Source organism: Hymenobacter saemangeumensis (genome assembly GCF_039541835.1).
Taxonomy (GTDB): Bacteria; Bacteroidota; Bacteroidia; order Cytophagales; family Hymenobacteraceae; genus Hymenobacter; species Hymenobacter saemangeumensis.
Genome location: NZ_BAABGZ010000020.1, coordinates 43655 through 63452, shown reverse-complemented (window position 1 = coordinate 63452; position 19798 = coordinate 43655). Strand labels below are relative to the sequence as shown.

Below are 19798 nucleotides of genomic sequence, written 5' to 3'. Positions count from 1 at the left end.
CAGAAACCCTAAACTGTACTAACACAGGCAGGGCATCCAGTCGGGCTGCTCGGGTGCTTCGGCCGGCACCAGCAGCACCGGCACGCGGCAGTGACGCAGCACCTGGGCCGTTACGCTGCGGTGAAACAGCTGGCCCAGGAAGCTGCGCGGGCGGGCAATGAGCACCAGCAAGTCGGGCTGCACGTCCTCCATAGCTTCGAGGATGCCTTTGGCGGCCACGTCGTGGTGACGGGTGTACAGCTCGTATTGCGTGCTGAAGGGCAGCAGCCGGCTGTGGCGCAGCTGGTCCATAGCCAGCTGGCCGACGGAGGCCGGATAGGCGGGGCCCGTTACGCTGTGGGTAATGGTGTGGGCCGCCTCCCAGCTGGCCAGCAGCGGAGCCAGGCGGCGCGCCGCCGCGTTGGGCACGAAAGGCCCGGCATCGACGGCCCACAGCACCCGGCGCGGAGCGCGGGGCGCGGCACCGGCGGCGGGCACCAGCAGCACGGGGTAGTGAGTAGCGCGCAGCACCGGCAGCAGCTGGTTGTGCAGCAGCTGGTCGAGCAGGTCCTGCTCCGGGCTCAGGCCCATGGCCAGCAGCAGGGGCTGGTGGCGGCGGATAGCCCCGCGCACGGCCTCCGCCGCCGGCTTAACCGACACGCTGATTTCAGTGGGCAGGGCCAGCTGCTGGGCAAAGTCGCGGAGGGCATCCGCCGTTTCCACTTGGCTACGAATGCTGCCCCGGGTCGTTACCGTTACCAGCTCGGGAAACAGCAGCGGGCTGTGGTAGCAGTGCAGCAGGGCCAGCTGGGCCGGCAACGCCGCGCCCAGCACGGCGGTATAGCGGGCGGCCTGCCGGGCCGGCTCCGACAAATCAGCAAGCACCAACAGAGAATGGCTCATGGCAGGGCACGGCCGCAGCCGGCGATAAAAGGTGATGTTCACCCCAAAGCTCGCGCTGCCACTGGGGCGGTGCACTGATGCGTATTGCCTTAAATCCTGACGTTCGTCATTTACTTCAGCGGCGCGGTGACCACTCCAAACAAGCCGCGCCACAGGGGCTCATCCAGGCCGTAGATGTCGGGCAGAAAGCGCAGCTGGCCGCCCTGGCCCAGGCAGGTAGCGTAGCGCAGGTGCAGGGGCATGGGCCGGCGAAGCCTTACATCGCGGGGGCGGGGCTGGCGGCTGCACGCTTCGTCGCTGGGCAGCTCCACGGGCTGCCCACCGCGGCGCAGCAGGTAAGCGGCCAGCTGCAGCGGGTTTTCCAGGCGCACACAGCCGTGGCTGAGCGCCCGCCGGGGCTGGTTGAAAAACAGGCGGGTGGGCGTATCGTGCACGTACACCCCATAGGGGTTGGCAAACCGAAACACGATGTTGCCCAGCGCGTTTTCGCAGCCCGCCGCCTGGCGAATGGTGTAGGGGAAGCTTTGCGCCGTCACCGCGGCCCAGTTCACTTGAAAGGGGTCGACCAGCTGCCCGCCGCGGTCGTAGAGCTGCAGGTCTTCGAGCAGCAGGTAGCCCGAGTCTTTTTTCAGGCGCGGCAGCATCTCGCGCGTGGCAATGGAGTGCGGCACGTGCCAGTCGGGCGCCAGGGTGAAGTGCGTGATGGAGCTGCTCAGCGTGGGCGTGGGCGACTCCGGCTTGCCCACGATGACGTGGAAGCGCTGCATGCCGGCGGGGGCCACCACCTGCAGCTCGTAGGCTGGAATGTTTATCAGCACGTACTCGGAGTCGGCAATGGGGCTCCAGCGCCAGCGCTCCAGGTTGAGGGCGGCCTGCTCGAAGCCCCGCTGCCGGCCCGCCAGGGAGTCGGCCGAAGCGGGGTGGGCCAGCCACCGGGCCAGGGCCTGCTGCAGCTGCCGGTAGGCGCGGTGGGTGGGCTGCCCGGCCAGCAGGGCTTGCGGCACAGTGTGCTGGCTCAGGGCCTGGCGCAGCGCCCGGGCCCGCGCTTCTGCACCAGTGAAAGCGGCATAGCTGCGCAATCGGCTCTGGCTTATGTCACTCATAAAGCGCAGCACGGCGGCACTAAGGCCCAGCTCCAGCTCGGCCTGTAGTAGTGCCTGCCGGGCCGGTGGGGCACTGGCCAGGGAGTCGCGCAGCTGCTGCAGGCGCAGCAGCCGATAATACTCGGGCTGCAGCCCGTAGTCACGGGCGCGGGCCAGCAGGGCCAGGGCCGCCAGGGCGTCGGCATTGAGGCCCCCGGCTTCGCCCCAGACAGGGGCATAGTCATCCCGGTAGAAAGCGAGCAGAGCGGCCCGGGGCCAGGCATCCAACCCTGTGCTTTCTGCCCTGTTGCCCAGCTCTTCCAGCCGCTGCCTTACCAAGCGAGCCAAGACCGGGGCAACCGGGGCCGACGGCACCGCTGGCAGAGCCAGCGTATCGACTGCTACCTGCTGCCCGGCAATGGGCACGCAACCCCTCAGACCCAGCAAGCCAGCCCCAAGGCAGCTCAGGAAACCTAGCATAGCCCCCGCCATTGCCAGAAAGCGAAGCATAACGTTCATAAAGACAACGGGTTGAATTGCGCCGCAAGGTTCCATGCATACCCGACCCGCAAACATGATATAAATCATACCCCTGGGCTAATATTTGGCAGGTGGGCAGCCGGGAGCAGCGCGGAGTTTTGCATCGTTTTCACCCCTAGCCTGCCACCGTCATGCCCGCCTCGCTGCTTATCCTCACCGACTTCTTCCAGGCCTCCCACTGTGCCCTGAACTATGCCACCAACCTGGCCGCCCCACTCGATGCCCGCCTGGTGCTGCTGCACGTGCGCCGCGACTCCATCCTCGACCCGGAGCTGTTTACCGGCACGCTCAGCAACCTAAGCCAGGAAGCCATTGCCACGGCCCTGCGCAGCGTATCGGGCAAGCTGCCGGTGCCGGTGGTGGCCGAGGTGGGGCACGGCCGCGTGGCCTACGCCGTGGCCGACGCCGTGAGCCGCCACCGCCCCGCCCTGGTGGTGCTGGGCCGCCCCGACTACTCCGCCACCCCCGACGAGCTGGTGCAAACCACGGCGCTCGACATTCTGCGCACGGCGCCCCATCCCATGCTGGTGGTGCCGCACACGATGAGCAGCGCCACCCGGCCGCGCCGCATACTGCTGGCTGCCGACGGCGAGGCCTTCAGCCTGGGCGAGCACAGCGGCGCGGTGCGCCACCTGCTGGCCGACCTGGGCGCCGAGCTTACCGTGCTGCACGTAAGCCCGGTGCCCGCCGACGACAGCACTGAGCAGCGCGCCCTGGACTCGGTGCTCAGCACCGGCCTTACCGTTGACCTGCAGCGGGTGCATACCCGCCTGGTGACGCACGACAGCCCGGCCGAGGCCATTCTGGACAGTGTTGCCTCGGGCAAATTCGACATGGTGGCGCTGATTGCCCGGCCGCGCAGCTTCTGGAGTGAGCTGTTTCATCGCAGCGTGACGGCCGAAGTGCTGCTGCGCAGTGCCGTGCCCGTGCTGGTGCTGCCGGCTCAGTAAGCGCTTTGGGCCGGCAGCTGCTCCTTCCTGCTACCGTTGAGCTGGTAAAAAATCCCGTTAGTTTCTCAACCCGCCCTGCCTGTTGCCGTACCTTTTTCTTCAACCATTACCATGACGCTATGAAGAACAAGGCAGCAAAAAGTAAGGCCGAAAAGAAAACCAAAGGGAAAAACCGTAAGGCCTGGCTCGGGGTGGGCCTGGCGGCGCTTGCCGCCGGCGCAGTGGTAGGCCTCACGGGTGGCTGGCCGTTCAAAGGCCTCAGCGGCGGTGCGGCGGGCAGCTCAACCGACGAGGATGCCGGCAGCGGTAGCAGGACCGGGGCTGGTACCCAGGCCGGCACCACCGCCGACGAAAGCGGCGCCAGCGCCGGGGGCGGCGCCACGGCCGATGTAGACGTAGCCCTCACCAACGAGGTAGCCCGCAGCACCAAGCCCAAGCCCGGCGACGACCAGAACTTCACCAACGAAGGCGGCACCGGCAACAACGACTAGCCGGGTTTTGCCCAAGGCAAAGCCGATGCGCAGCAGCCCTGCCAACGCCCTGTCCGGTGTTGGCAGGGCTGTTTTTTTAGTCTGCCCTGGCCCCAGCCGGGGAACACGGCTTGGCAGCCGATACCCGTCCGCTGTAACCTTCTGAACGCCTAGAACGTGGGATAAGGCTGGGCTTGCCCTCCGCAATGCCGCTTCCTGACTCATGACCAAACACACCTACGACCTCGGCCTGATTGGCAACTGCGCCTTCCTGGCGCTTATCCGCAAAGACACGTCCGTGGCCTGGCTGTGCTGGCCGCGCTTCGACAGCAGCTTTGTATTCGGCTCTTTGCTCGACCGCAACAAGGGCGGCGACTTCAGCATTCTGCCCGCCGCCGGGCCCTTCGACTCCCACCAGTACTACCAGGAAAACACCAACGTGCTGTGTACCGAGATTACGACAGCCGACGGGCAGTACCGCGTGACGGACTTCGCCCCGCGCTTCCCGCAGTACGAGCGGTACTACAAGCCCCTGATGCTGGTGCGCAAGCTGGAGCCGCTGGCGGGCGCACCCCGCATCCGGGTGGAGTGCGAGCCGGTGGGCGACTACGGCCGCCAGCCCCTGAACCGGCGGCGCAGCTCCAACCACATTGCCTTTCTGGGCGGCGACGAGGAAATTCGCCTCACCACCAACATCCCGCTGACTTACATCCTCGACAGCGAAGACTTTGCCCTGAACGAAACCAAGTACCTGGTGCTCACCTACGGCGCCCCGCTGGAAGCACCGCTGGAAAGCACCGCTGAGCAGTTTCTGCGCGCCACCGTAGAGTATTGGCGCAAGTGGGTGAAAAGCACCAGCATCGGCAGCTTCTACCAGAAGCAGGTGGTGCGCTCGGCCCTGGCCCTCAAGATTCACCAGTACGAAGACACCGGCGCCATCATCGCGGCCAGCACCACCAGCCTGCCCGAAGCGCCCGGCAGCACCCGCAACTGGGACTACCGCTTCTGCTGGATGCGCGACACCTACTACATCCTGACGGCCTTCAACAACATCGGCCACTTCGAGGAGATGGAGCGCTACTTCCACTACATCGCCGACATCTCCACCAAGGTGCGCGACAAGTACCAGCCCCTGTACAGCATCAGCGGCTCGTCGGACCTTATTGAGCAGGAGCTCGACCACCTCGAGGGCTACCTCGGCAACCAGCCCGTGCGCATCGGCAACGACGCCTACACCCACATCCAGAACGACGTGTACGGGCAGGTGCTGGTGGCCCTGATGCCGCTCTACGTCGACCAGCGCTTCGTCGACCCCGACCGGCCCAACCCCGAAAAGCTGGTGTATGAGGCCCTGCGCCTGATTCGCCACACCATGGACATGCCCGACGCTGGCCTCTGGGAGTTCCGCAACATTGCCCAGTACCACTGCTACACCTACCTGTTTCACTGGGCCGGCAGCCACGCCGCCCAGCGCGTGGCCCGCTACCTCGGCAACGGCGACATGGCCGCCGAAGCCGCCGCCCTGGTGGAAGAAGCCAGCCGCCGCATCGAGCTCTGCCTCGACCAGCAGCGCGGCGTGTACACCAACGCCATCGGCTCGCACCACCTTGACGCCAGCACCCTGCAGCTCATCCTCATGGGCTACCTCGACCCCGACTCGGAGCTGGCCCGCACCCACCTCGTGGCCCTGGAAAAGGAGCTGAAGACACCCGAAGGCCTGTTCTACCGCTACCGCCACCCCGACGACTTCGGCACGCCCGAAACCACCTTCCTCATCTGCTCCTTCTGGTACGTGGAGGCCCTGGCCTGCGTGGGTCGCCTCGACGAGGCCATTGCTGAGTTCGAGAAGCTCATCCGCTACACCAACCACCTGGGCCTGCTCAGCGAAGACGTGGACGCCAAAACCGGCTCGCAGTGGGGCAACTTCCCGCAAGCTTACAGCCATGTAGGACTGGTGAACGCGGCGTATCGCATTGCCAAGAAGCTGGATAAGCCGAGCTTCGTGTAGCCCCAGCCCCACCCCCGGCCCCTCCCCTCCGGGGGAGGGGAGCCTGACGCAGTTGTTCTATTGTTTATTTAGAAAAAAAGGGAAGAGTTAAAAGGGCTGAACGTCCTTTTAACTCTTCCCTTTTAACTTTTAACTGATTCCGCCAGGCTCCCCTCCCCCACAGGGGAGGGGGCTGGGGGGTGGGGCTACAGCCGCCCCAGCAGCGCCCGCACCTCCTTCACCCCCGCCAGGCGGAAGCGGGCCCGGGAGCGGGTGCTGCCACCCACCCGCACCGTATAGGCCGAAGCGGGTAGGGCGCGGAAGGTGTCTTCGTCGGTGCGGTCGTCGCCCAGGGCCAGAATAAAGTCGGCCGGGTACTGCGCCAGCCAGCGGCTGGCAGCCGTGCCTTTGTTGATGCCGACGTGCTTGATTTCGATAACCTTGTTGCCTTCCAGCACCTGCAGGTCGCTGTTGGCCGTCATAAACGAGAGGTGGCTGACCAGCTCCCGGGCCCGCATCTCGCCCAGGTCGGCGTCGGCGCGGCGGTAGTGCCACACCAGGGAATAGTCCTTCTCCTCGATGCAGGAGCCGGCGGTGCGGCTCACGTACTGGTCAAGCACGGGGCGCAGCTCGTGCATCCAGTCGTTGCGCAGCTCCTGAAACAGTTGCCAGTCTTCGCCAGCCTTGCGCAGCCACACGCCGTGCTCGGCAATAAAGTCCAGGGGCAGCTCCCCCAGCCAGTTGGCCAGCGTGGCACGGTCGCGCCCGCTGATGATGACCACGCGGTTCTGCGGGTTGTCGGTGAGGGCGCGCAGCAGCTGGCGCAGCTCCTCGTCGGGCTCGGCTTTCTGGGGTTGGGGTGGAAGTGGGCCAACGTGCCGTCGTAGTCGAGCAGCAGCAGGCGCTGCGGGGCCGCCTGGTAGTCGGCCAGCAGCTGGCTGCTGGCTTTCTCATCCAGAACGTGGGTGGCCAGGGTGTTCTGCTTCACCTTGCTGTAGGCCAGCTGGTACATGAAAAGCTTGCTCCAGGCAAACACGTTGTACTCCCGCACCAGCTCGCGCATGGCCGTCATGCGCTGCTCCTGCTCGTCGGCGGGCATGGTCAGGGCCTGGTGCAGGGCCTCGGCCATGCCTTCCAGGTCGGTGGGGTTGATGAGCAGGGCGTCGGACAGCTCCCGGGCCGCGCCGGCCCGCTCGCTGAGGATGAGCACGCCGCGGTTGTCGGTTTTGCAGGCCACGAATTCTTTGGCTACCAGGTTCATGCCGTCGCGCACGGGCGTCACCAGTCCCACCTCGGCCAGGCGGTAGAGGGCCGCCAGCTCCTCCAGCGGGAAGGAGCGGTAGAAGTAGTAAATGGGGTTCCAGTCGATGGTGCTGAAGCTGGCGTTGATGCGGCCCACCAGCTCATCGATTTCCTGCTTGAGGGACGCATACTGGGCTACCTGGTCGCGGGAGGGCACCACCACCATCAGCAGGCTGACCTGGCCTACCCACTCGGGGTGGCGCTGCAGCAGCTGCTCAAAGGCCCGCAGGCGCTGGGCAATGCCCTTGCTGTAGTCGAGCCGGTCGATGGACAGCACCACGCGGCTGCCGCGCAGGGCCTCACGGTAGGTGGCCTCGTGCTGCTGCGCCGCTTCCGACCCGGCCGCCTGCACGTAATGCTCGTAGTCGATGCCCATGGGAAAGGCATCCACCAGCACCGAGCGGGTGGGCAGCTCCACCTGCCCGTTCTGATTGGGCAGGCCCAGCAGCTGGCTTACCGAGCTCAGGAAGTGGCGCATGTAGCCGAAGGTGTGAAAGCCGATAAGGTCGGCCCCGAGCATGCCTTCCAGCAGCTGGCGCCGCCAGGGCAGCACCCGCAGCAGCTCGTAGGAGGGGAAAGGAATGTGCAGGAAAAAGCCGATGGTGCAGTCGGGCCGCTGCTGGCGCAGCAGCTGCGGCAGCAGCAGCAGCTGGTAGTCGTGCACCCAAATGGTGTCGTCGGGGCCGGCCAGCTCCAGCACGGCGCGGCAGAATTTCTCGTTCACGGCCACGTAGGCCTGCCAGTGGGCTGGCTCGTAGGTGGCAAACTGCGGGAAGTAGTGAAAAGTGGGCCAGAGCGTGGAGTTGCTGAAGCCCTCGTAAAAGTTCTCGATTTCCACCTCGCTGAGAAATACGGGGGCCATGCTGTCGCCCTGCAGCGCCTCGGCAATCTGCTTTTCTTCGGCGGGGTCTTCCACTAAAAGGCCGGGCCAGCCCACCCACACGTTGCCATCCTGGCGGTAGATGGAGCCCAGCCCGGTAGCCAGCCCGCCCTCGCTGGGCTTGAAGCTCAGGCCTTCATTGTTGCGCTGTACTTTGGTAGGCAGTCGGTTAGATACAATAATGGTGCGCGGCATGCGAATAGTCAACTAGTAAATGCCTGCCGTGTACGTAGTTGAGCCGGGAAAAGCAATGCGCTGCCATATTTCCTTTCTGTGAACCCGCCCCAAGCTGGGCCGTCGGCGGGGCATTGGGTAGGCGCTCAGAAGTAAAGGGTTGTCAGTTGTTCGTTGTCAGATAAACGCTTACTCAGAGAGTAACAACGCTCACCTTTTATACCCGTCCCAGAGTGCATTGCGGAAATCGGCGGGCGGAAGTAGAGACGCAACATTTTGCGTCTCATCGTTGAACGACGATTTAAGAACATTCTGACCGCGCAGTCCCAGCTTTAATGGCGCAGTCCCGGAGACGCAAAATGTTGCGTCTCTACATCGTTCGATTTTTGCAAACCAGTTCGCAACGAGTTTAACCCACTCTACGAACCCGAATTCCACTCCAGGAAAAACTTTTTTACGTTATGACGTATTATTACGTCATACTATGTCGTATGTTTGCGACATAAATCAACAACACCACCATGACGCACGCGAAAACAGCTGCCTTTACGGAGCAGCAGCAGCAGCTGGCCCGCCTGGCCAAGGCCCTGGCCCACCCGGCCCGGGTAGCCATTGTGGAGCTGCTGGCCAGCAAAACCACCTGCATCTCCGGCGACATTGCCGCCGAGCTGCCCCTGGCCCGCACCACCGTCACCCAGCACCTGCAGGAGCTGAAGGCCGCCGGCCTGATTTCCGGCACCATCGATGGGCTGACTGTGTGCTACTGCCTCAACACCGCGCTCTGGCGCCAGGCCCAGGCTCTGTTTGCCGGCCTCTTCACCCAGGCCGTGGCCAACCCCGCCTGCGGCCCGGCCGATGCCTGCGGCTGCTAGTTCTGTCCTACTCTTTTTTTCACCTCAACCTCTCATACCATGAAAATTGCCGAAATGAAGCAAGCCCTCACCGGGCTGAGCGCCGTCAGCTTCCGCCTGCCCGATGGCAGCTACCTGCCCGCCCACTTCCATGTGACGGAAGTAGGCCTGGTAAACAAGCATTTCATCGACTGCGGGGGCGTGGAGCGCCGTGAGACGGTGGCCAACTTCCAGCTCTGGGAAGCCGGCGACTACGACCACCGCCTGGCGCCTCAGAAATTCCTGCACATCCTCAACCTCTCGCAGAAGGTTCTGGGCAGCGACGACCTGGACATTGAGGTAGAATACCAGCAGGATACCATCGGCAAGTTCGGCCTGGCCTTCGACGGACAGGACTTCGTGCTCACGCCCAAGCACACGGCCTGCCTGGCGCAGGAGGCCTGCGGCATCCCCGGCTCCCTGCTGGCCCTGCCCCAGCTCCAGACGGCCGGCTGCACGCCGGGTGGCGGCTGCTGCTAACACCCGGCTCCTGCTGTCTTCCTCAGCCCACGCTTCTTCCCTTCTTCCACATGAGCATCCAAGCCCTCACCCCCGCCCACTGGCCCCAGGTGTGCGCCATCTACGAGCAGGGCATTGCCACCAGCAATGCCACTTTCACCACCAGCGCGCCCACCTGGGAGGCCTGGGACGCCAGCCACCTGGCTCACAGCCGCCTGGTAGCCACCGACGAAGCCCAGAGCGGCCACGTGCTGGGCTGGGCGGCCCTCTCTCCCGTATCGGGCCGCTGCGTGTACGGCGGCGTGGCCGAGGTGAGCGTGTATCTGGCCGCCGCGGCCCGGGGCCGCGGCCTGGGCCAGCAGCTGCTGGCTGCCCTGGTAGCCGATTCGGAGGCCAACGGCATCTGGACGCTGCAGGCCGGCATCTTTCCCGAAAACACGGCCAGCCTACGCATTCACGCTGCTGCCGGCTTTCGGGAAGTGGGGCGCCGCGAGCGCATCGCGCAGCTGCACGGCGTATGGCGCGACACCCTGCTGCTGGAGCGCCGCAGCCAGGTGGTAGGTGCCGGCCCGGTGCTTTATGCCGCCCCCGCGGCCCAGTCCGGCACCGCGCATGCATAAGCCCGGCGCACCGGCGGCAGTGGCCCGCCGCAAGCTCTCGGGCCTGGACCGGGGCCTGACCTTGTGGATATTCCTGGCCCTGGCCCTGGGGGTGGCCCTGGGCTACTTCGTGCCGGGCATGGAGCAGGCCATCAACTACTTCTCCGTGGGCACCGTGAACCTGCCCCTGGCGGTGGGCCTCATCCTGATGATGTACCCGCCCCTGGCCCGGGTGAAGTACGAGCAGCTGCCCCGGGTTTTTCAGAACACGCGCATCATTGGCCTGTCGCTTTTCCTGAACTGGATAGTTGGTCCGCTGCTGATGTTCGGGCTGGCCATCTGGCTGCTGCCCGACAAGCCCGACTACATGGTGGGCCTGATTCTGATTGGCATTGCCCGCTGCATTGCCATGGTGCTGGTGTGGAACGACCTGGCCGATGGCAGCCGCGAATACGCCGCTGGCCTGGTGGCTCTGAACTCCATTTTTCAGGTACTCTTCTACAGCGTGCTGGCCTGGCTGTTTATCACCGTGCTGCCCCCGTATTTCGGGCTGAAAGGCTACGCCGTTGAGGTGGGCATGGGGGACATTGCCCAGAGCGTGCTCCTCTACCTGGGCCTTCCCTTCGTGGCAGGCTTCCTCTCGCGCCGCCTGCTACGCCAGCTAAAGGGCGATGAGTGGTACGAGCAGGTCTTTATTCCGGCCATCAGCCCCCTTACCCTGCTGGCGCTGCTGCTCACCATCGTGCTGATGTTCAGCCTGAAAGGCAACCTGATAGTCCGCATCCCGCTCGACGTGCTGCGCATTGCGCTGCCACTGGGGCTATACTTCGGCCTTATGTTCCTCCTGAGCTTTGCCGCCGGGAAGTACCTGGGAGCCAGCTACGCCGAAAACACTTCCATTGCCTTCACGGCCACCGGCAACAACTTCGAGCTGGCCATTGCCGTGGCCATCGGAGTATTTGGCCTCAACTCCGGGCAGGCTTTTGCCGGCGTCATTGGTCCTCTCATTGAGGTGCCTGCCCTTATTGCGCTGGTCAATGTGGCCTTCTGGCTCCGCCGGCGTTGGTATAAAAAAGCCCAATAGCCTGCCTTTTTCACCGCACTCTCTTATCAGCTCATGACTTCTACACCCAATATCCTGGTGCTCTGCACCGGCAACTCCTGCCGCAGCCAGCTGCTGCACGGCTACCTGGAGCAGGCCCTGGGCGCGCAGGCCACCGTGTACAGCGCCGGCGTCGAAACCCACGGCCTCAACCCGCGGGCCGTGCAGGTAATGGCCGAAGACGGCGTCGACATTGCCCATCACACCAGCAACCATGTCGACGAATACGCGGCGGTGCCCTTCGACTACGTCATCACCGTGTGCGACCATGCCCGGGAAGCCTGCCCGGTGTTTCCGTCTTCAGCCCGGCAGCTGCACCACAACTTCCCCGACCCGGCCAGGGCCCGCGGCAGCGAGGAGGAAATTATGCAGCAGTTTCGCTCGGTACGCCAGCAGGTGAAAGCCTACGCCGAGGCTTTTGCGCAGGCCTACTTCGGCCGCCGGCCCGCTCCCTCCGGGCCGGCGGCCTAGGCCCAGGACCTGCCCCACTGCCCGCATTCTGACGCGAGCGCGCTTATTGGCAAAAAAAATATTTTAAGTAAAATGCCAAGGAGGAGGGCGCCACCGCCCTCGGGTGCCCTACTGTTGTCAGCGGCTGAGCGTCATGGCCTCCCGCACGTAAATCGGCCCGTTACCTAAAGGGGTAGCGGGCCGTTTTTGTTGCCTTTTTCCCGGATTCTGCCCCGCATGGCAGGGGCAGCCGTGAACTTTTGCCGCCCCCTTTGCCGTAAAGGCCACACAAATAGCCGGCTAAGACTGTCAAACCTCACAGTATACATCGGCCTTACACAGTACTTGAATTCAAAATTATACACGATTTTACTGGCAAAACCATATTCAACCGGCCAGCGTAATGCTGCCTCGCAGCTGGCAGCTGCCTACCTACAGCCTGCTGCGACGTTTTCAGCGGCTGACTTTCTCACTTGAAGCCCTTATCTCTCCTTCACTACCTACCACCCTTACACTTATACAATGCAGTTATTATTCCTCTTTCTATTCCTGGGTCTTTTCCTGGCTTGCTTTCGCGAAGGCGTTTGGAAGATGTATTCCCGGGAAGAACTTTCCGCATTGCGTGCTCGCGATGAAGAAGTATTTGCCCAGTACCACGCTGCCCGCTCGGTTGCGGCTCCTGTAGCGCAGGCGCCCGCAGCACCTGCCAAGCCTCGCCGGCCGCGGCCGCAGGCCGTGCCGGAGTTTGCCCTTCCGCGTCGGGCTGCCGAGCACCTGCAGCCGGCCTAAGCGCGTCGCGCATACCCCGGCAGTATCCGGCTCTTTCAGCAAAGCCGATGGTCTGTAGGCCGCCCTTGCCGGCACCTACCGCCCATCGGCTTTCCTGTTTTCAGTTTGTTTTGTGCAGGCAATAGCATACCCCGGGCAAAAGTTGCCGTAAATACAGGCACCGCTGCCGGGCGCGTGCCTGCGCCACCCGGCCCTCCTCCCCCGGCCAACCTGCAATTTCTGGCCAACCAGCGCTTCTTTCTCGCATGCTCATTCCCCTCGTCAAGCCCCTGATTCGTCCTTTCGGTGAGTTTTTCCGCAAAGAGGCTGCCGCCGGGATAACCCTGATGTTCAGCGCCGCGCTGGCCTTGGTGCTGGCCAACATCAGCTGGGGCCCGGCGCAGTACTTCCCGGCCGTGTGGGATACCCATCTGCGGGTAGCCTTCAACAGCGTGGTGCTCGACCACAGCCTGCTGCACTGGATAAACGACGGCCTGATGGCGGTGTTCTTTCTCATTGTGGGCCTGGAAATCAAGCGCGAGGTACTGGAGGGCGAGCTTTCCTCGCTGCGGCAGGCGGCCCTGCCCATCGCGGGGGCCGTGGGCGGCATGCTGCTGCCCGCCCTGGTGTTCACGCTCTTCAACCGCGGAGCGCCCACGGCGGCGGGCTGGGGCATTCCCATGGCTACCGACATTGCCTTCGCCCTGGCCGTGCTGCAGCTGCTGGGCCCCCGGGCCCCGCTGGGCCTCAAGGTGTTCCTAACGGCCCTGGCCATCGTCGACGACCTAGGAGCGGTGCTGGTTATTGCCGGGTTCTACACCAAAGAGCTGCATCTCAACTACCTGTACCTGGCCCTGGGTACCTGGGCCCTGCTGCTGGCCCTGAACGGGCTGCGGGTGCGCAGCCTCTGGGCCTACCTGCCGCTGGGACTGGTGCTGTGGTTTTTCATGCTGGAGTCGGGCATTCACGCCACCCTGGCCGGGGTGATGCTGGCCGTGGCCATCCCCTTCCGCATTCCCTATTCCCGCCCCGAGCTGCTCCTGCTTATTGATGAGCGGCTGGGCCTGCTGCGCGACGAGCTGCAGGAGCTCGAAGCCGACCCGCGCACCATCAGCGAAGAGCTGGAGAGCCTGCACACCAGCAGCAGCTCCCCGGCGCAGCGCCTCGAAGACCAGCTGCACTCCGTGGTAGCCTTCGGCATCATCCCCTTGTTCGCCTTCGCCAACACCAGCCTGGTTATCAACCCCGAAGCCCTGCAAGGGCTGTTCTCGCCGCTGGGCCTGGGCATCATCGTGGGCCTGATGGTGGGCAAGCCCCTGGGCGTGGGCGGCATGGCCTGGCTCACCGTGCGCCTGGGCTGGGCCACGCTGCCCCCGGGCGTGAGCTGGCGCCACATCTGGGGTGCGGGCATTCTGGCCGGCATCGGCTTCACCATGTCCATCTTCATCACCCTGCTGGCCCTGGGCGAGCAAACCCTGGGCACCGACGTAGCCAAGCTGGCCATTCTCTCGGCCTCGGTGAGCTCGGGCCTGCTGGGCTATGCCCTGCTGCGCAGCATGCCCGCCCCACCTCCGCTTCTCCGCAGCAAGCGCGACGACGCAGTGCCCGCCGAGCCGGGAGCGGGCGTGCAGCCCGTACCCGTGCGCACGCCCCCCGGCGCCTGAAGCGCACCCGGCCTGGCGGTTTAGGCTGCTACTCGGTCTTCAGCTCCTTTCCTACGGCCTCGCCCTGCTCGGCCTGCTCAGAGGTTTCTTCGGCAGTCTCGCTCAGCTCGGCCACGGTTTTGCGGCCGTGGCGCCGGTCCAGCCAGTTCATAACGGGCGTAGCCAGCACGCCATGCAGGGAGATAGAGAAGAGCATAGTAAAGCCCAGAATGGCCCACATCTCCCGGGCATTGGCAAAGCGTGCTTTTTCCAGGGCAAAGGCCAGGTAAAAGATGGAGCCAATGCCCCGAATCCCGAAAAAGGATATCACCAGCCGCTCGGCCCAGTTTTCACGCTTCGAGCCCAGCAAGGCGAGCAGGCCGCCCAGCGGCCGCAGCACCAGCACCAGCCCCACGCCCAGGGCCAGCCCGCCCCAGGTGAGGGGGGAGAGCAGCCCGCCCGCAATGGCTCCCCCAAACAAGATGAGTATCACCACAATAAGCAGGCGCTCCATCTGGTCGGTGAACGCGTGCATCTGCTTGTGGTACTCGTGCCTGCGCTCGTGGCTGCGCAGCGTGACGGCCGCCACGAACACGGCCAGGAAGCCGTAGCCGTGCAGCAGCTCCGTCACGCCGTAGGTGGTCAGCGTAACGGCCAGGGCCACGAAGCCATAGGCCGCGGTTTTGATGCGCACGCGCTTGGGCAGGCTGAAAATCAGGTAAGCCAGCAGCCGGCCCGATAGCCAGCCCATCACCACGCCGGCCACGGTGCGGTAAAGCAGGTCCATGCCCGCCCAGTGCAGCATGCGCTCCGTCAGCGGCTGGGCCGACGGCAGCAGGTCCATGGCCAGGTACACAAAGGGAAAAGCCAGCCCGTCGTTCAGGCCGGCCTCGCCGGTCAGGGCAAAGCGCACGTTGTCTTCGCGGCCTTCGCCGGGGTCGCCCACCTGCACGTCGCCGGCCAGCACGGGGTCGGTCGGGGCCAGCGACGCCGCCAGCAGGAGGGCCGAAGCGGGAGCCAGTCCGGCCAGCCCCCAGCCCAGGGCCGCGAGCCCGCCAATGGTGAGCACCATGAGCACCAGCACCAGCAGCAGCGGCGAGCGCCAGGTGCGCAGCGAAAACACCCGGTCAATTTTCAGCCCCGTCCCGGTCAGGGCCACAATCACGCACAGCTCGGAGAGGTGGGTGGCCAGCCGGGGGTGGGCCAGGGGGTCGGCGGCGGGCAGGCCCAGCGGCAGCAGGTACACGCCCGCCCCCAGCGCTATGTACAGAATGGGGTAGGAAAGCGGAAACCGCTCCAGCAGCGACGGCAGCCAGGCCACGCCCATAATGGCAATGCCCAGCAGCACCAGCGCAATATTGTAAAAAGCCATCCGGAAAGGCGGGTTTAGCGGGTGAGCAGGTTAAGCAGCGCTCGGCTTTGGCGCGGGCCCGGCCAGAACGAAGCACAAGCCTCTTGAGACTCTAAGTCAACCTGAATGCTGAACAGTACGGAAAACCCAGGCCGTGGGTGCCAGCCGGTGCAATTATTCCGCGACGGCGCCGCCAGAGCCAGCCATCGGCTGGTATAGCCGGCAGCCAGCACCTGTCAGCATTGGGCATCGGCTGCTTTACGCTTCTGCCGAAAGGCAGCTAAATCGGTTTTTCCTCCGTACACCAAAGCTTACCATGTGCCGATTCTGCAATGCCCAAAACGATTATCGTCTCCAACCGCTTGCCAACCAAAGTCCTGCGCACCCCCGATGGCCTCAGCTTCCAGCCCAGTGAAGGCGGGCTGGCCACGGGCCTGGGCTCCATCTACCGCCAGGATGGCAACATGTGGGTGGGCTGGCCTGGCCTTTTTGTGGAAGATGAGTCGGAAGAAGGGTTTGTACGCACCCAGCTGGCCGAAGACAGCATGGCCCCGGTGTTTCTTACCGAGCAGGAAATCCACGACTACTACGAAGGCTTTAGCAATGGGACGCTCTGGCCCATGTTTCACTACTTCGCCCAGCTGCCGGTGTTCGACGAAGCTTTGTGGGAAGCCTATGTAACGGTAAACCAGAAGTTTTGCCAGGCCGTGCTGGCCCAAGCCGGGCCCGAAGACACCATCTGGGTGCACGACTACCAGCTGCTGCTGCTGCCGCAGATGCTGCGGGCGGCCCGCCCCCACAGCACCATCGGCTTTTTCCTGCACATCCCGTTTCCGTCGTACGAGCTGATTCGCATCCTGCCCTGGCGGCGGGAGCTGCTGGAAGGCATGCTCGGGGCCGACCTCATCGGCTTTCACACCTTCGGCTACATGCGCCACTTCCTGAGCTCCGTGGCCCAGCTGCTGGGCCTGCCCAATCAGCACGGGCGCATCGAAACGCCCACCCGCTCGGTGCTGGTGGATGCCTTTCCCATGGGCATCGACTACGAGCGGTACGCCCAGGCGGCGGCTTCCGAAGCGGCCCAGGCCCATGTGCAGGAATACCGGGCCGCCCTCAAGGACGTGCGCGTCATCCTGTCCATCGACCGGCTCGACTACACCAAGGGCATTGCCCAGCGCCTGCGCGCTTTTGCCCTGCTGCTGCAGCGCTACCCCGAGCTGCGCGGGCACGTCAGCCTGCTGATGGTGGTGGTGCCCTCCCGCGACCAGGTAGCCCAGTATGCGTCCCTGAAAGAGGAGATTGATGAGCTGGTGGGCCGCATCAACGCCCAGTACCGCACCATCAGCTGGAACCCGGTGCATTACTTCTACCGCGCCTTTCCCTTCGATGAGCTGGCCGGTCTCTACCGCCTGGCCGAAGTAGCCATGGTGACGCCCATGCGCGACGGCATGAACCTGGTAGCCAAAGAATTCGTGGCCAGCAAGGCCGACCAGCGGGGCGTGCTCATCCTCAGCGAGCGGGCCGGGGCGGCCCGCGAGCTGGCCGATGCCCTCATCGTCAACCCCACCGATACCGGGCAGCTGGCCGAAGCCCTGCACGAGGCCCTGGTGATGCCCGACGAAGAGCAGGAGCACCGCATGAGCAACATGCAGGCGCTGGTGAAGCGCTACAACGTGTTTGCTTGGTCGCGGCTCTTTATGGAGCGCCTGGCCTACGCCAAAACCCAGCAGCTGAACCTGGCCACTGCTTCGCTGACGCCGGCCCTGGTCAAACAGGTGGTGGCCGAGTACCACGAGGCCGAGCGCCGCCTGCTGCTGCTCGACTACGACGGCACCCTTGCGCCCTTCCACACCAACCCGCAGCGGGCCCAGCCCGACGAGGAGCTGCGCCTGCTGCTGCGCGCCCTCACCGACAACCCGCAGAACCGCGTGGTCATCATCAGCGGGCGCGACCGTGCCACGCTCACCCGCTGGCTGGGCCACCTGCCCCTGGACTTTATTGCCGAGCACGGCGTATGGCTGCTCACCGCCGGCGAAGACTGGCAGCTGTTTCAGGAGCTGCGCAACGACTGGAAGCGCGACATCCTGCCCGTACTGGAGCTCTACGTAAGCCGCACCGCCGGCTCTTTTATCGAGGAGAAGGACTATTCCCTGGTGTGGCACTACCGCCGCGCCGACGCCGAGCTGGGCGCCGGCCGCGCCCGCGAGCTGGTCAGCCACCTCACCTTTATGGCCTCCAATACGGACCTTCAAGTGCTGGAAGGCAATAAGGTCATCGAAATCAAGCACGTCGGCATCAACAAAGGCAGCGCAGCCGCCCGCACGGTCGGCAACTACCACCCCGACTTTATTCTGGCCCTGGGCGACGACCGCACCGATGAGGACACCTTCGGGGCCCTGCCCGAAACCGCTTACACAGTGAAAGTAGGTAGTGCCCCGCGCTCCCTGGCCCGCTTCCACGTGGCGGGGACGCCCGAGGTACGCAGCCTGCTCCGCAGCTTGCTGTAGGGCCCGAGCTGACTAAGGGGTTATTCAGCAGCCATCAGCCAGGCAGCAGCCGGGTCTACGTCGTCGAAAAAGGCAGTTTCCAGGCTTTGCCGCAGCTGCCCTATAACCGAGTCGGTATGCAGGCGCTGGGCCGGGTCGGGCATGGGCAGCACGGCGTAGCGGGCCAGCCCCGTCTCGGCCAGGGCCTTAGGCAGCCACTCATTCAGCAGCCAGTCGCGGTCGGCCGCCGGCGGAGCAGCCGGCATAGCCCGGTGGTCGGCCAGAATTCCCTTTAGCTCGTGCCGCTTCAGCAGGTTGTACACATGTACGTACAAGGCGCGAAACTCTACGCTGCTGATATCTGCCCCCGTCCAGTGCAGGTACACATAAGAACCGGGCACGAAATCAACCGAGCCCACGGCATTCGAGAAGTAAAGGCTAACTGCAACCACGGAATAAATAGGCTTAGGATAGATGTTTTCTTTATACGAAAGCACCAGACTTATGGCCGAACCAAATTAACTTTTTTGTGAATAAATTGGATAATGTGCCTTTTTTGCGCTATTATCTGGCCTGAAAATTTTTAGACGCCTACAGGCAGTAGGCTCGCCTTATAGATTGCCTCTTACAATTTAGAAGCAGAACAGCCACCCAGCATTGCTGCTAAGTGGCTGATATGAAATGAGCGAGAAACGAGGTTCGAACTCGCGACCCTCAGCTTGGGAAGCTGATGCTCTACCAACTGAGCTACTCTCGCGGGGATTGGTAGCACAAAAGTACACGCTTGGCTGGCAAATCCAACAGGTAGCTGCATTGAGCTTGTCTTCGGCAACTCAGGCTATAAAACTTCCCGTGCCTGCTACTGGCGGAGCAGTATCCTGAGGTCTGCGCTCTGCGTACAGCCTGGGGTTCACCACCAACACGTGTTATGCCGCCCTTGCCGTATGCCCGCCAGCTGGTGGGCGGGATGCTGCTTCTTTGCGGGGTGATGCTGGCAATGGGCCTAGCGCTTCGGGTCGGCGTCCGGGTGTACCTGTGGAATAGAGCGGGGGCCGGCGCCATTGACGCACGGTGGCTAGCCATGCTTCTTCTCCTGGGGCTGGGCGCGGTGGCAGCGATGCTACTCGCCGCCTATGGCTGGCGGCTGCTGCGCGGAGCCCGGCTGCGCAGCGGCCCCGGCGGCAAGCCCATTCTGTAGCCAGCCGACCCGCAACGCCGATATTTGCACCATGTCATCTCCCCTCCGTATCTCGTTGGCCAAGCCCAACGCCCCCACCGCTGCCCAGCTGGCCGACCTGGGCCGGCAGACCTTCCACGACACCTTTGCCGCGGCTAACAAGCCCGAAGACATGGCTGCCTACCTGGCCGAAACGTTCAGCCCGGAAAAACAGCTGGCTGAGCTGCAGGACCGGGGCAACACCTTCCTGCTCGCGCATATGCAGAACGAGCTGGTGGGCTATGCCAAGCTGCGCGACAACTCGGCCATTGGGCTGCCGGAAGACCAGGACCCTGCCGGGCGCCTGGAGATTGAACGCCTTTACGTGCGTGAAGACTGGCAGGGCACCGGCCTGGGCGCGGCCCTGATGCGCGGCATTCTGGCCCTGGCCGAGCAGCTGCACTGCCGGGCCGTGGTGCTGGGCGTATGGGAGAAAAACGACAAGGCCCGGGCCTTTTATCAGCGCTTTGGCTTCCGGCCCGTCGGCGAGCATCCGTTTCAGCTGGGCCAGGATGTGCAAACCGACATCATCCTCCGCAAAGGGCTGTCGGGCCGCTAGCTACCTGC

The 19798-nt window shown here is 64.3% G+C and carries 17 protein-coding genes, 1 tRNA gene and 1 pseudogene; 12 read left to right on the top strand and 7 right to left on the bottom strand.

Annotated elements, in window-relative coordinates; genetic code table 11:
• Nucleotides 1-18: 18 nt before the first annotated feature.
• Both ABD919_RS10275 and ABD919_RS10270 read right to left on the bottom strand, forming a co-directional pair.
• A complete protein-coding gene (locus ABD919_RS10275; protein ID WP_345235911.1) occupies nucleotides 19-882 on the bottom strand; it encodes a universal stress protein in 864 nt (287 codons plus the stop codon).
• 110 nt (nucleotides 883-992) lie between these two features.
• Nucleotides 993-2483 (bottom strand): L,D-transpeptidase family protein, encoded by a 1491-nt coding sequence (locus ABD919_RS10270; protein ID WP_345235910.1) that lies wholly within the window; start codon nucleotides 2481-2483, stop codon nucleotides 993-995.
• A gap of 152 nt (nucleotides 2484-2635) precedes the next feature.
• Here ABD919_RS10270 and ABD919_RS10265 point away from each other — a divergent pair, with 152 nt between their 5' ends.
• The 3 genes from ABD919_RS10265 to ABD919_RS10255 all read left to right on the top strand — a co-directional run bounded on the left by ABD919_RS10265 (nucleotide 2636) and on the right by ABD919_RS10255 (nucleotide 5932).
• Entirely contained in the window at nucleotides 2636-3454 is an 819-nt protein-coding gene (locus ABD919_RS10265) for a universal stress protein (RefSeq protein WP_345235909.1), read from the top strand.
• Between the two features lie 119 nt (nucleotides 3455-3573).
• The gene (locus tag ABD919_RS10260) at nucleotides 3574-3945 is read left to right on the top strand and encodes a hypothetical protein (RefSeq protein WP_345235908.1); all 372 of its coding nucleotides are present in this window, start codon (nucleotides 3574-3576) and stop codon (nucleotides 3943-3945) included.
• A gap of 202 nt (nucleotides 3946-4147) precedes the next feature.
• Nucleotides 4148-5932, top strand: coding sequence for a glycoside hydrolase family 15 protein (locus ABD919_RS10255; protein ID WP_345235907.1), 1785 nt, complete (start codon nucleotides 4148-4150; stop codon nucleotides 5930-5932).
• A 185-nt stretch (nucleotides 5933-6117) separates the two neighbouring features.
• Here the strand turns inward: ABD919_RS10255 and otsB are convergent, their stop codons facing one another.
• Nucleotides 6118-6726, bottom strand: coding sequence for a trehalose-phosphatase (otsB, locus tag ABD919_RS10250; protein WP_345235995.1), 609 nt, complete (start codon nucleotides 6724-6726; stop codon nucleotides 6118-6120).
• Between the two features lie 71 nt (nucleotides 6727-6797).
• Nucleotides 6798-8288, bottom strand: a pseudogene (locus tag ABD919_RS10245) (bifunctional alpha,alpha-trehalose-phosphate synthase (UDP-forming)/trehalose-phosphatase); the annotation flags it as partial.
• A 500-nt stretch (nucleotides 8289-8788) separates the two neighbouring features.
• On the opposite strand from ABD919_RS10245, the gene ABD919_RS10240 reads away from it, so the two are divergent.
• The 7 genes from ABD919_RS10240 (at nucleotide 8789) to nhaA (ending at nucleotide 14199) form a co-directional block, all read left to right on the top strand.
• Nucleotides 8789-9139, top strand: a complete 351-nt coding sequence (locus tag ABD919_RS10240; RefSeq protein ID WP_345235906.1) for an ArsR/SmtB family transcription factor — start codon at nucleotides 8789-8791, stop codon at nucleotides 9137-9139.
• Nucleotides 9140-9178: 39 nt separating this feature from the next.
• Nucleotides 9179-9637 (top strand): DUF6428 family protein, encoded by a 459-nt coding sequence (locus ABD919_RS10235; RefSeq protein WP_345235905.1) that lies wholly within the window; start codon nucleotides 9179-9181, stop codon nucleotides 9635-9637.
• 50 nt (nucleotides 9638-9687) lie between these two features.
• Nucleotides 9688-10236, top strand: a complete 549-nt coding sequence (locus tag ABD919_RS10230) for a GNAT family N-acetyltransferase (protein WP_345235904.1) — start codon at nucleotides 9688-9690, stop codon at nucleotides 10234-10236.
• Nucleotides 10229-11299, top strand: coding sequence for an ACR3 family arsenite efflux transporter (gene arsB, locus ABD919_RS10225; protein ID WP_345235903.1), 1071 nt, complete (start codon nucleotides 10229-10231; stop codon nucleotides 11297-11299). The genes ABD919_RS10230 and arsB overlap by 8 nt, the downstream gene beginning before the upstream one ends.
• Nucleotides 11300-11332: 33 nt before the next feature.
• Nucleotides 11333-11788: an arsenate reductase ArsC gene (locus ABD919_RS10220; protein ID WP_345235902.1), complete on the top strand. Its 456-nt coding sequence runs from the start codon at nucleotides 11333-11335 to the stop codon at nucleotides 11786-11788.
• A gap of 597 nt (nucleotides 11789-12385) precedes the next feature.
• On the top strand, nucleotides 12386-12556 hold the full coding sequence (locus ABD919_RS10215) for a hypothetical protein (RefSeq protein WP_345235901.1): 171 nt from the start codon (nucleotides 12386-12388) through the stop codon (nucleotides 12554-12556).
• A 245-nt stretch (nucleotides 12557-12801) separates the two neighbouring features.
• On the top strand, nucleotides 12802-14199 hold the full coding sequence (nhaA, locus tag ABD919_RS10210) for a Na+/H+ antiporter NhaA (RefSeq protein ID WP_345235900.1): 1398 nt from the start codon (nucleotides 12802-12804) through the stop codon (nucleotides 14197-14199).
• A gap of 28 nt (nucleotides 14200-14227) precedes the next feature.
• On the opposite strand, the gene ABD919_RS10205 is transcribed toward nhaA, so the two are convergent.
• Nucleotides 14228-15550: a cation:proton antiporter gene (locus tag ABD919_RS10205; protein WP_345235899.1), complete on the bottom strand. Its 1323-nt coding sequence runs from the start codon at nucleotides 15548-15550 to the stop codon at nucleotides 14228-14230.
• Nucleotides 15551-15861: 311 nt separating this feature from the next.
• On the opposite strand from ABD919_RS10205, the gene ABD919_RS10200 reads away from it, so the two are divergent.
• The gene (locus ABD919_RS10200; RefSeq protein ID WP_345235898.1) at nucleotides 15862-18036 is read left to right on the top strand and encodes a bifunctional alpha,alpha-trehalose-phosphate synthase (UDP-forming)/trehalose-phosphatase; all 2175 of its coding nucleotides are present in this window, start codon (nucleotides 15862-15864) and stop codon (nucleotides 18034-18036) included.
• 20 nt (nucleotides 18037-18056) lie between these two features.
• Here ABD919_RS10200 and ABD919_RS10195 read toward each other — a convergent pair whose 3' ends face one another.
• Together ABD919_RS10195 and ABD919_RS10190 are read right to left on the bottom strand one after the other, a co-directional pair.
• Nucleotides 18057-18467 (bottom strand): hypothetical protein, encoded by a 411-nt coding sequence (locus ABD919_RS10195; protein ID WP_345235897.1) that lies wholly within the window; start codon nucleotides 18465-18467, stop codon nucleotides 18057-18059.
• 232 nt (nucleotides 18468-18699) lie between these two features.
• Nucleotides 18700-18772 (bottom strand) — tRNA-Gly (locus ABD919_RS10190).
• Between the two features lie 472 nt (nucleotides 18773-19244).
• Here ABD919_RS10190 and ABD919_RS10185 point away from each other — a divergent pair.
• Nucleotides 19245-19790: a GNAT family N-acetyltransferase gene (locus ABD919_RS10185; RefSeq protein WP_345235896.1), complete on the top strand. Its 546-nt coding sequence runs from the start codon at nucleotides 19245-19247 to the stop codon at nucleotides 19788-19790.
• Nucleotides 19791-19798: the final 8 nt, after the last annotated feature.

Bases quoted from the DNA above. Each gene is read 5' to 3' on its own strand.
- ABD919_RS10240 (WP_345235906.1), top strand. From the start codon at position 8,789: ATGACGCACGCGAAAACAGCTGCCTTTACGGAGCAGCAGCAGCAGCTG.
- ABD919_RS10270 (WP_345235910.1), bottom strand. From the start codon at position 2,483: ATGAACGTTATGCTTCGCTTTCTGGCAATGGCGGGGGCTATGCTAGGT.
- ABD919_RS10220 (WP_345235902.1), top strand. From the start codon at position 11,333: ATGACTTCTACACCCAATATCCTGGTGCTCTGCACCGGCAACTCCTGC.
- ABD919_RS10235 (WP_345235905.1), top strand. From the start codon at position 9,179: ATGAAAATTGCCGAAATGAAGCAAGCCCTCACCGGGCTGAGCGCCGTC.
- ABD919_RS10200 (WP_345235898.1), top strand. From the start codon at position 15,862: ATGCCCAAAACGATTATCGTCTCCAACCGCTTGCCAACCAAAGTCCTG.
- nhaA (WP_345235900.1), top strand. From the start codon at position 12,802: ATGCTCATTCCCCTCGTCAAGCCCCTGATTCGTCCTTTCGGTGAGTTT.
- ABD919_RS10230 (WP_345235904.1), top strand. From the start codon at position 9,688: ATGAGCATCCAAGCCCTCACCCCCGCCCACTGGCCCCAGGTGTGCGCC.
- ABD919_RS10265 (WP_345235909.1), top strand. From the start codon at position 2,636: ATGCCCGCCTCGCTGCTTATCCTCACCGACTTCTTCCAGGCCTCCCAC.
- ABD919_RS10275 (WP_345235911.1), bottom strand. From the start codon at position 882: ATGAGCCATTCTCTGTTGGTGCTTGCTGATTTGTCGGAGCCGGCCCGG.
- arsB (WP_345235903.1), top strand. From the start codon at position 10,229: ATGCATAAGCCCGGCGCACCGGCGGCAGTGGCCCGCCGCAAGCTCTCG.
- ABD919_RS10260 (WP_345235908.1), top strand. From the start codon at position 3,574: ATGAAGAACAAGGCAGCAAAAAGTAAGGCCGAAAAGAAAACCAAAGGG.
- ABD919_RS10205 (WP_345235899.1), bottom strand. From the start codon at position 15,550: ATGGCTTTTTACAATATTGCGCTGGTGCTGCTGGGCATTGCCATTATG.
- ABD919_RS10185 (WP_345235896.1), top strand. From the start codon at position 19,245: ATGTCATCTCCCCTCCGTATCTCGTTGGCCAAGCCCAACGCCCCCACC.
- ABD919_RS10255 (WP_345235907.1), top strand. From the start codon at position 4,148: ATGACCAAACACACCTACGACCTCGGCCTGATTGGCAACTGCGCCTTC.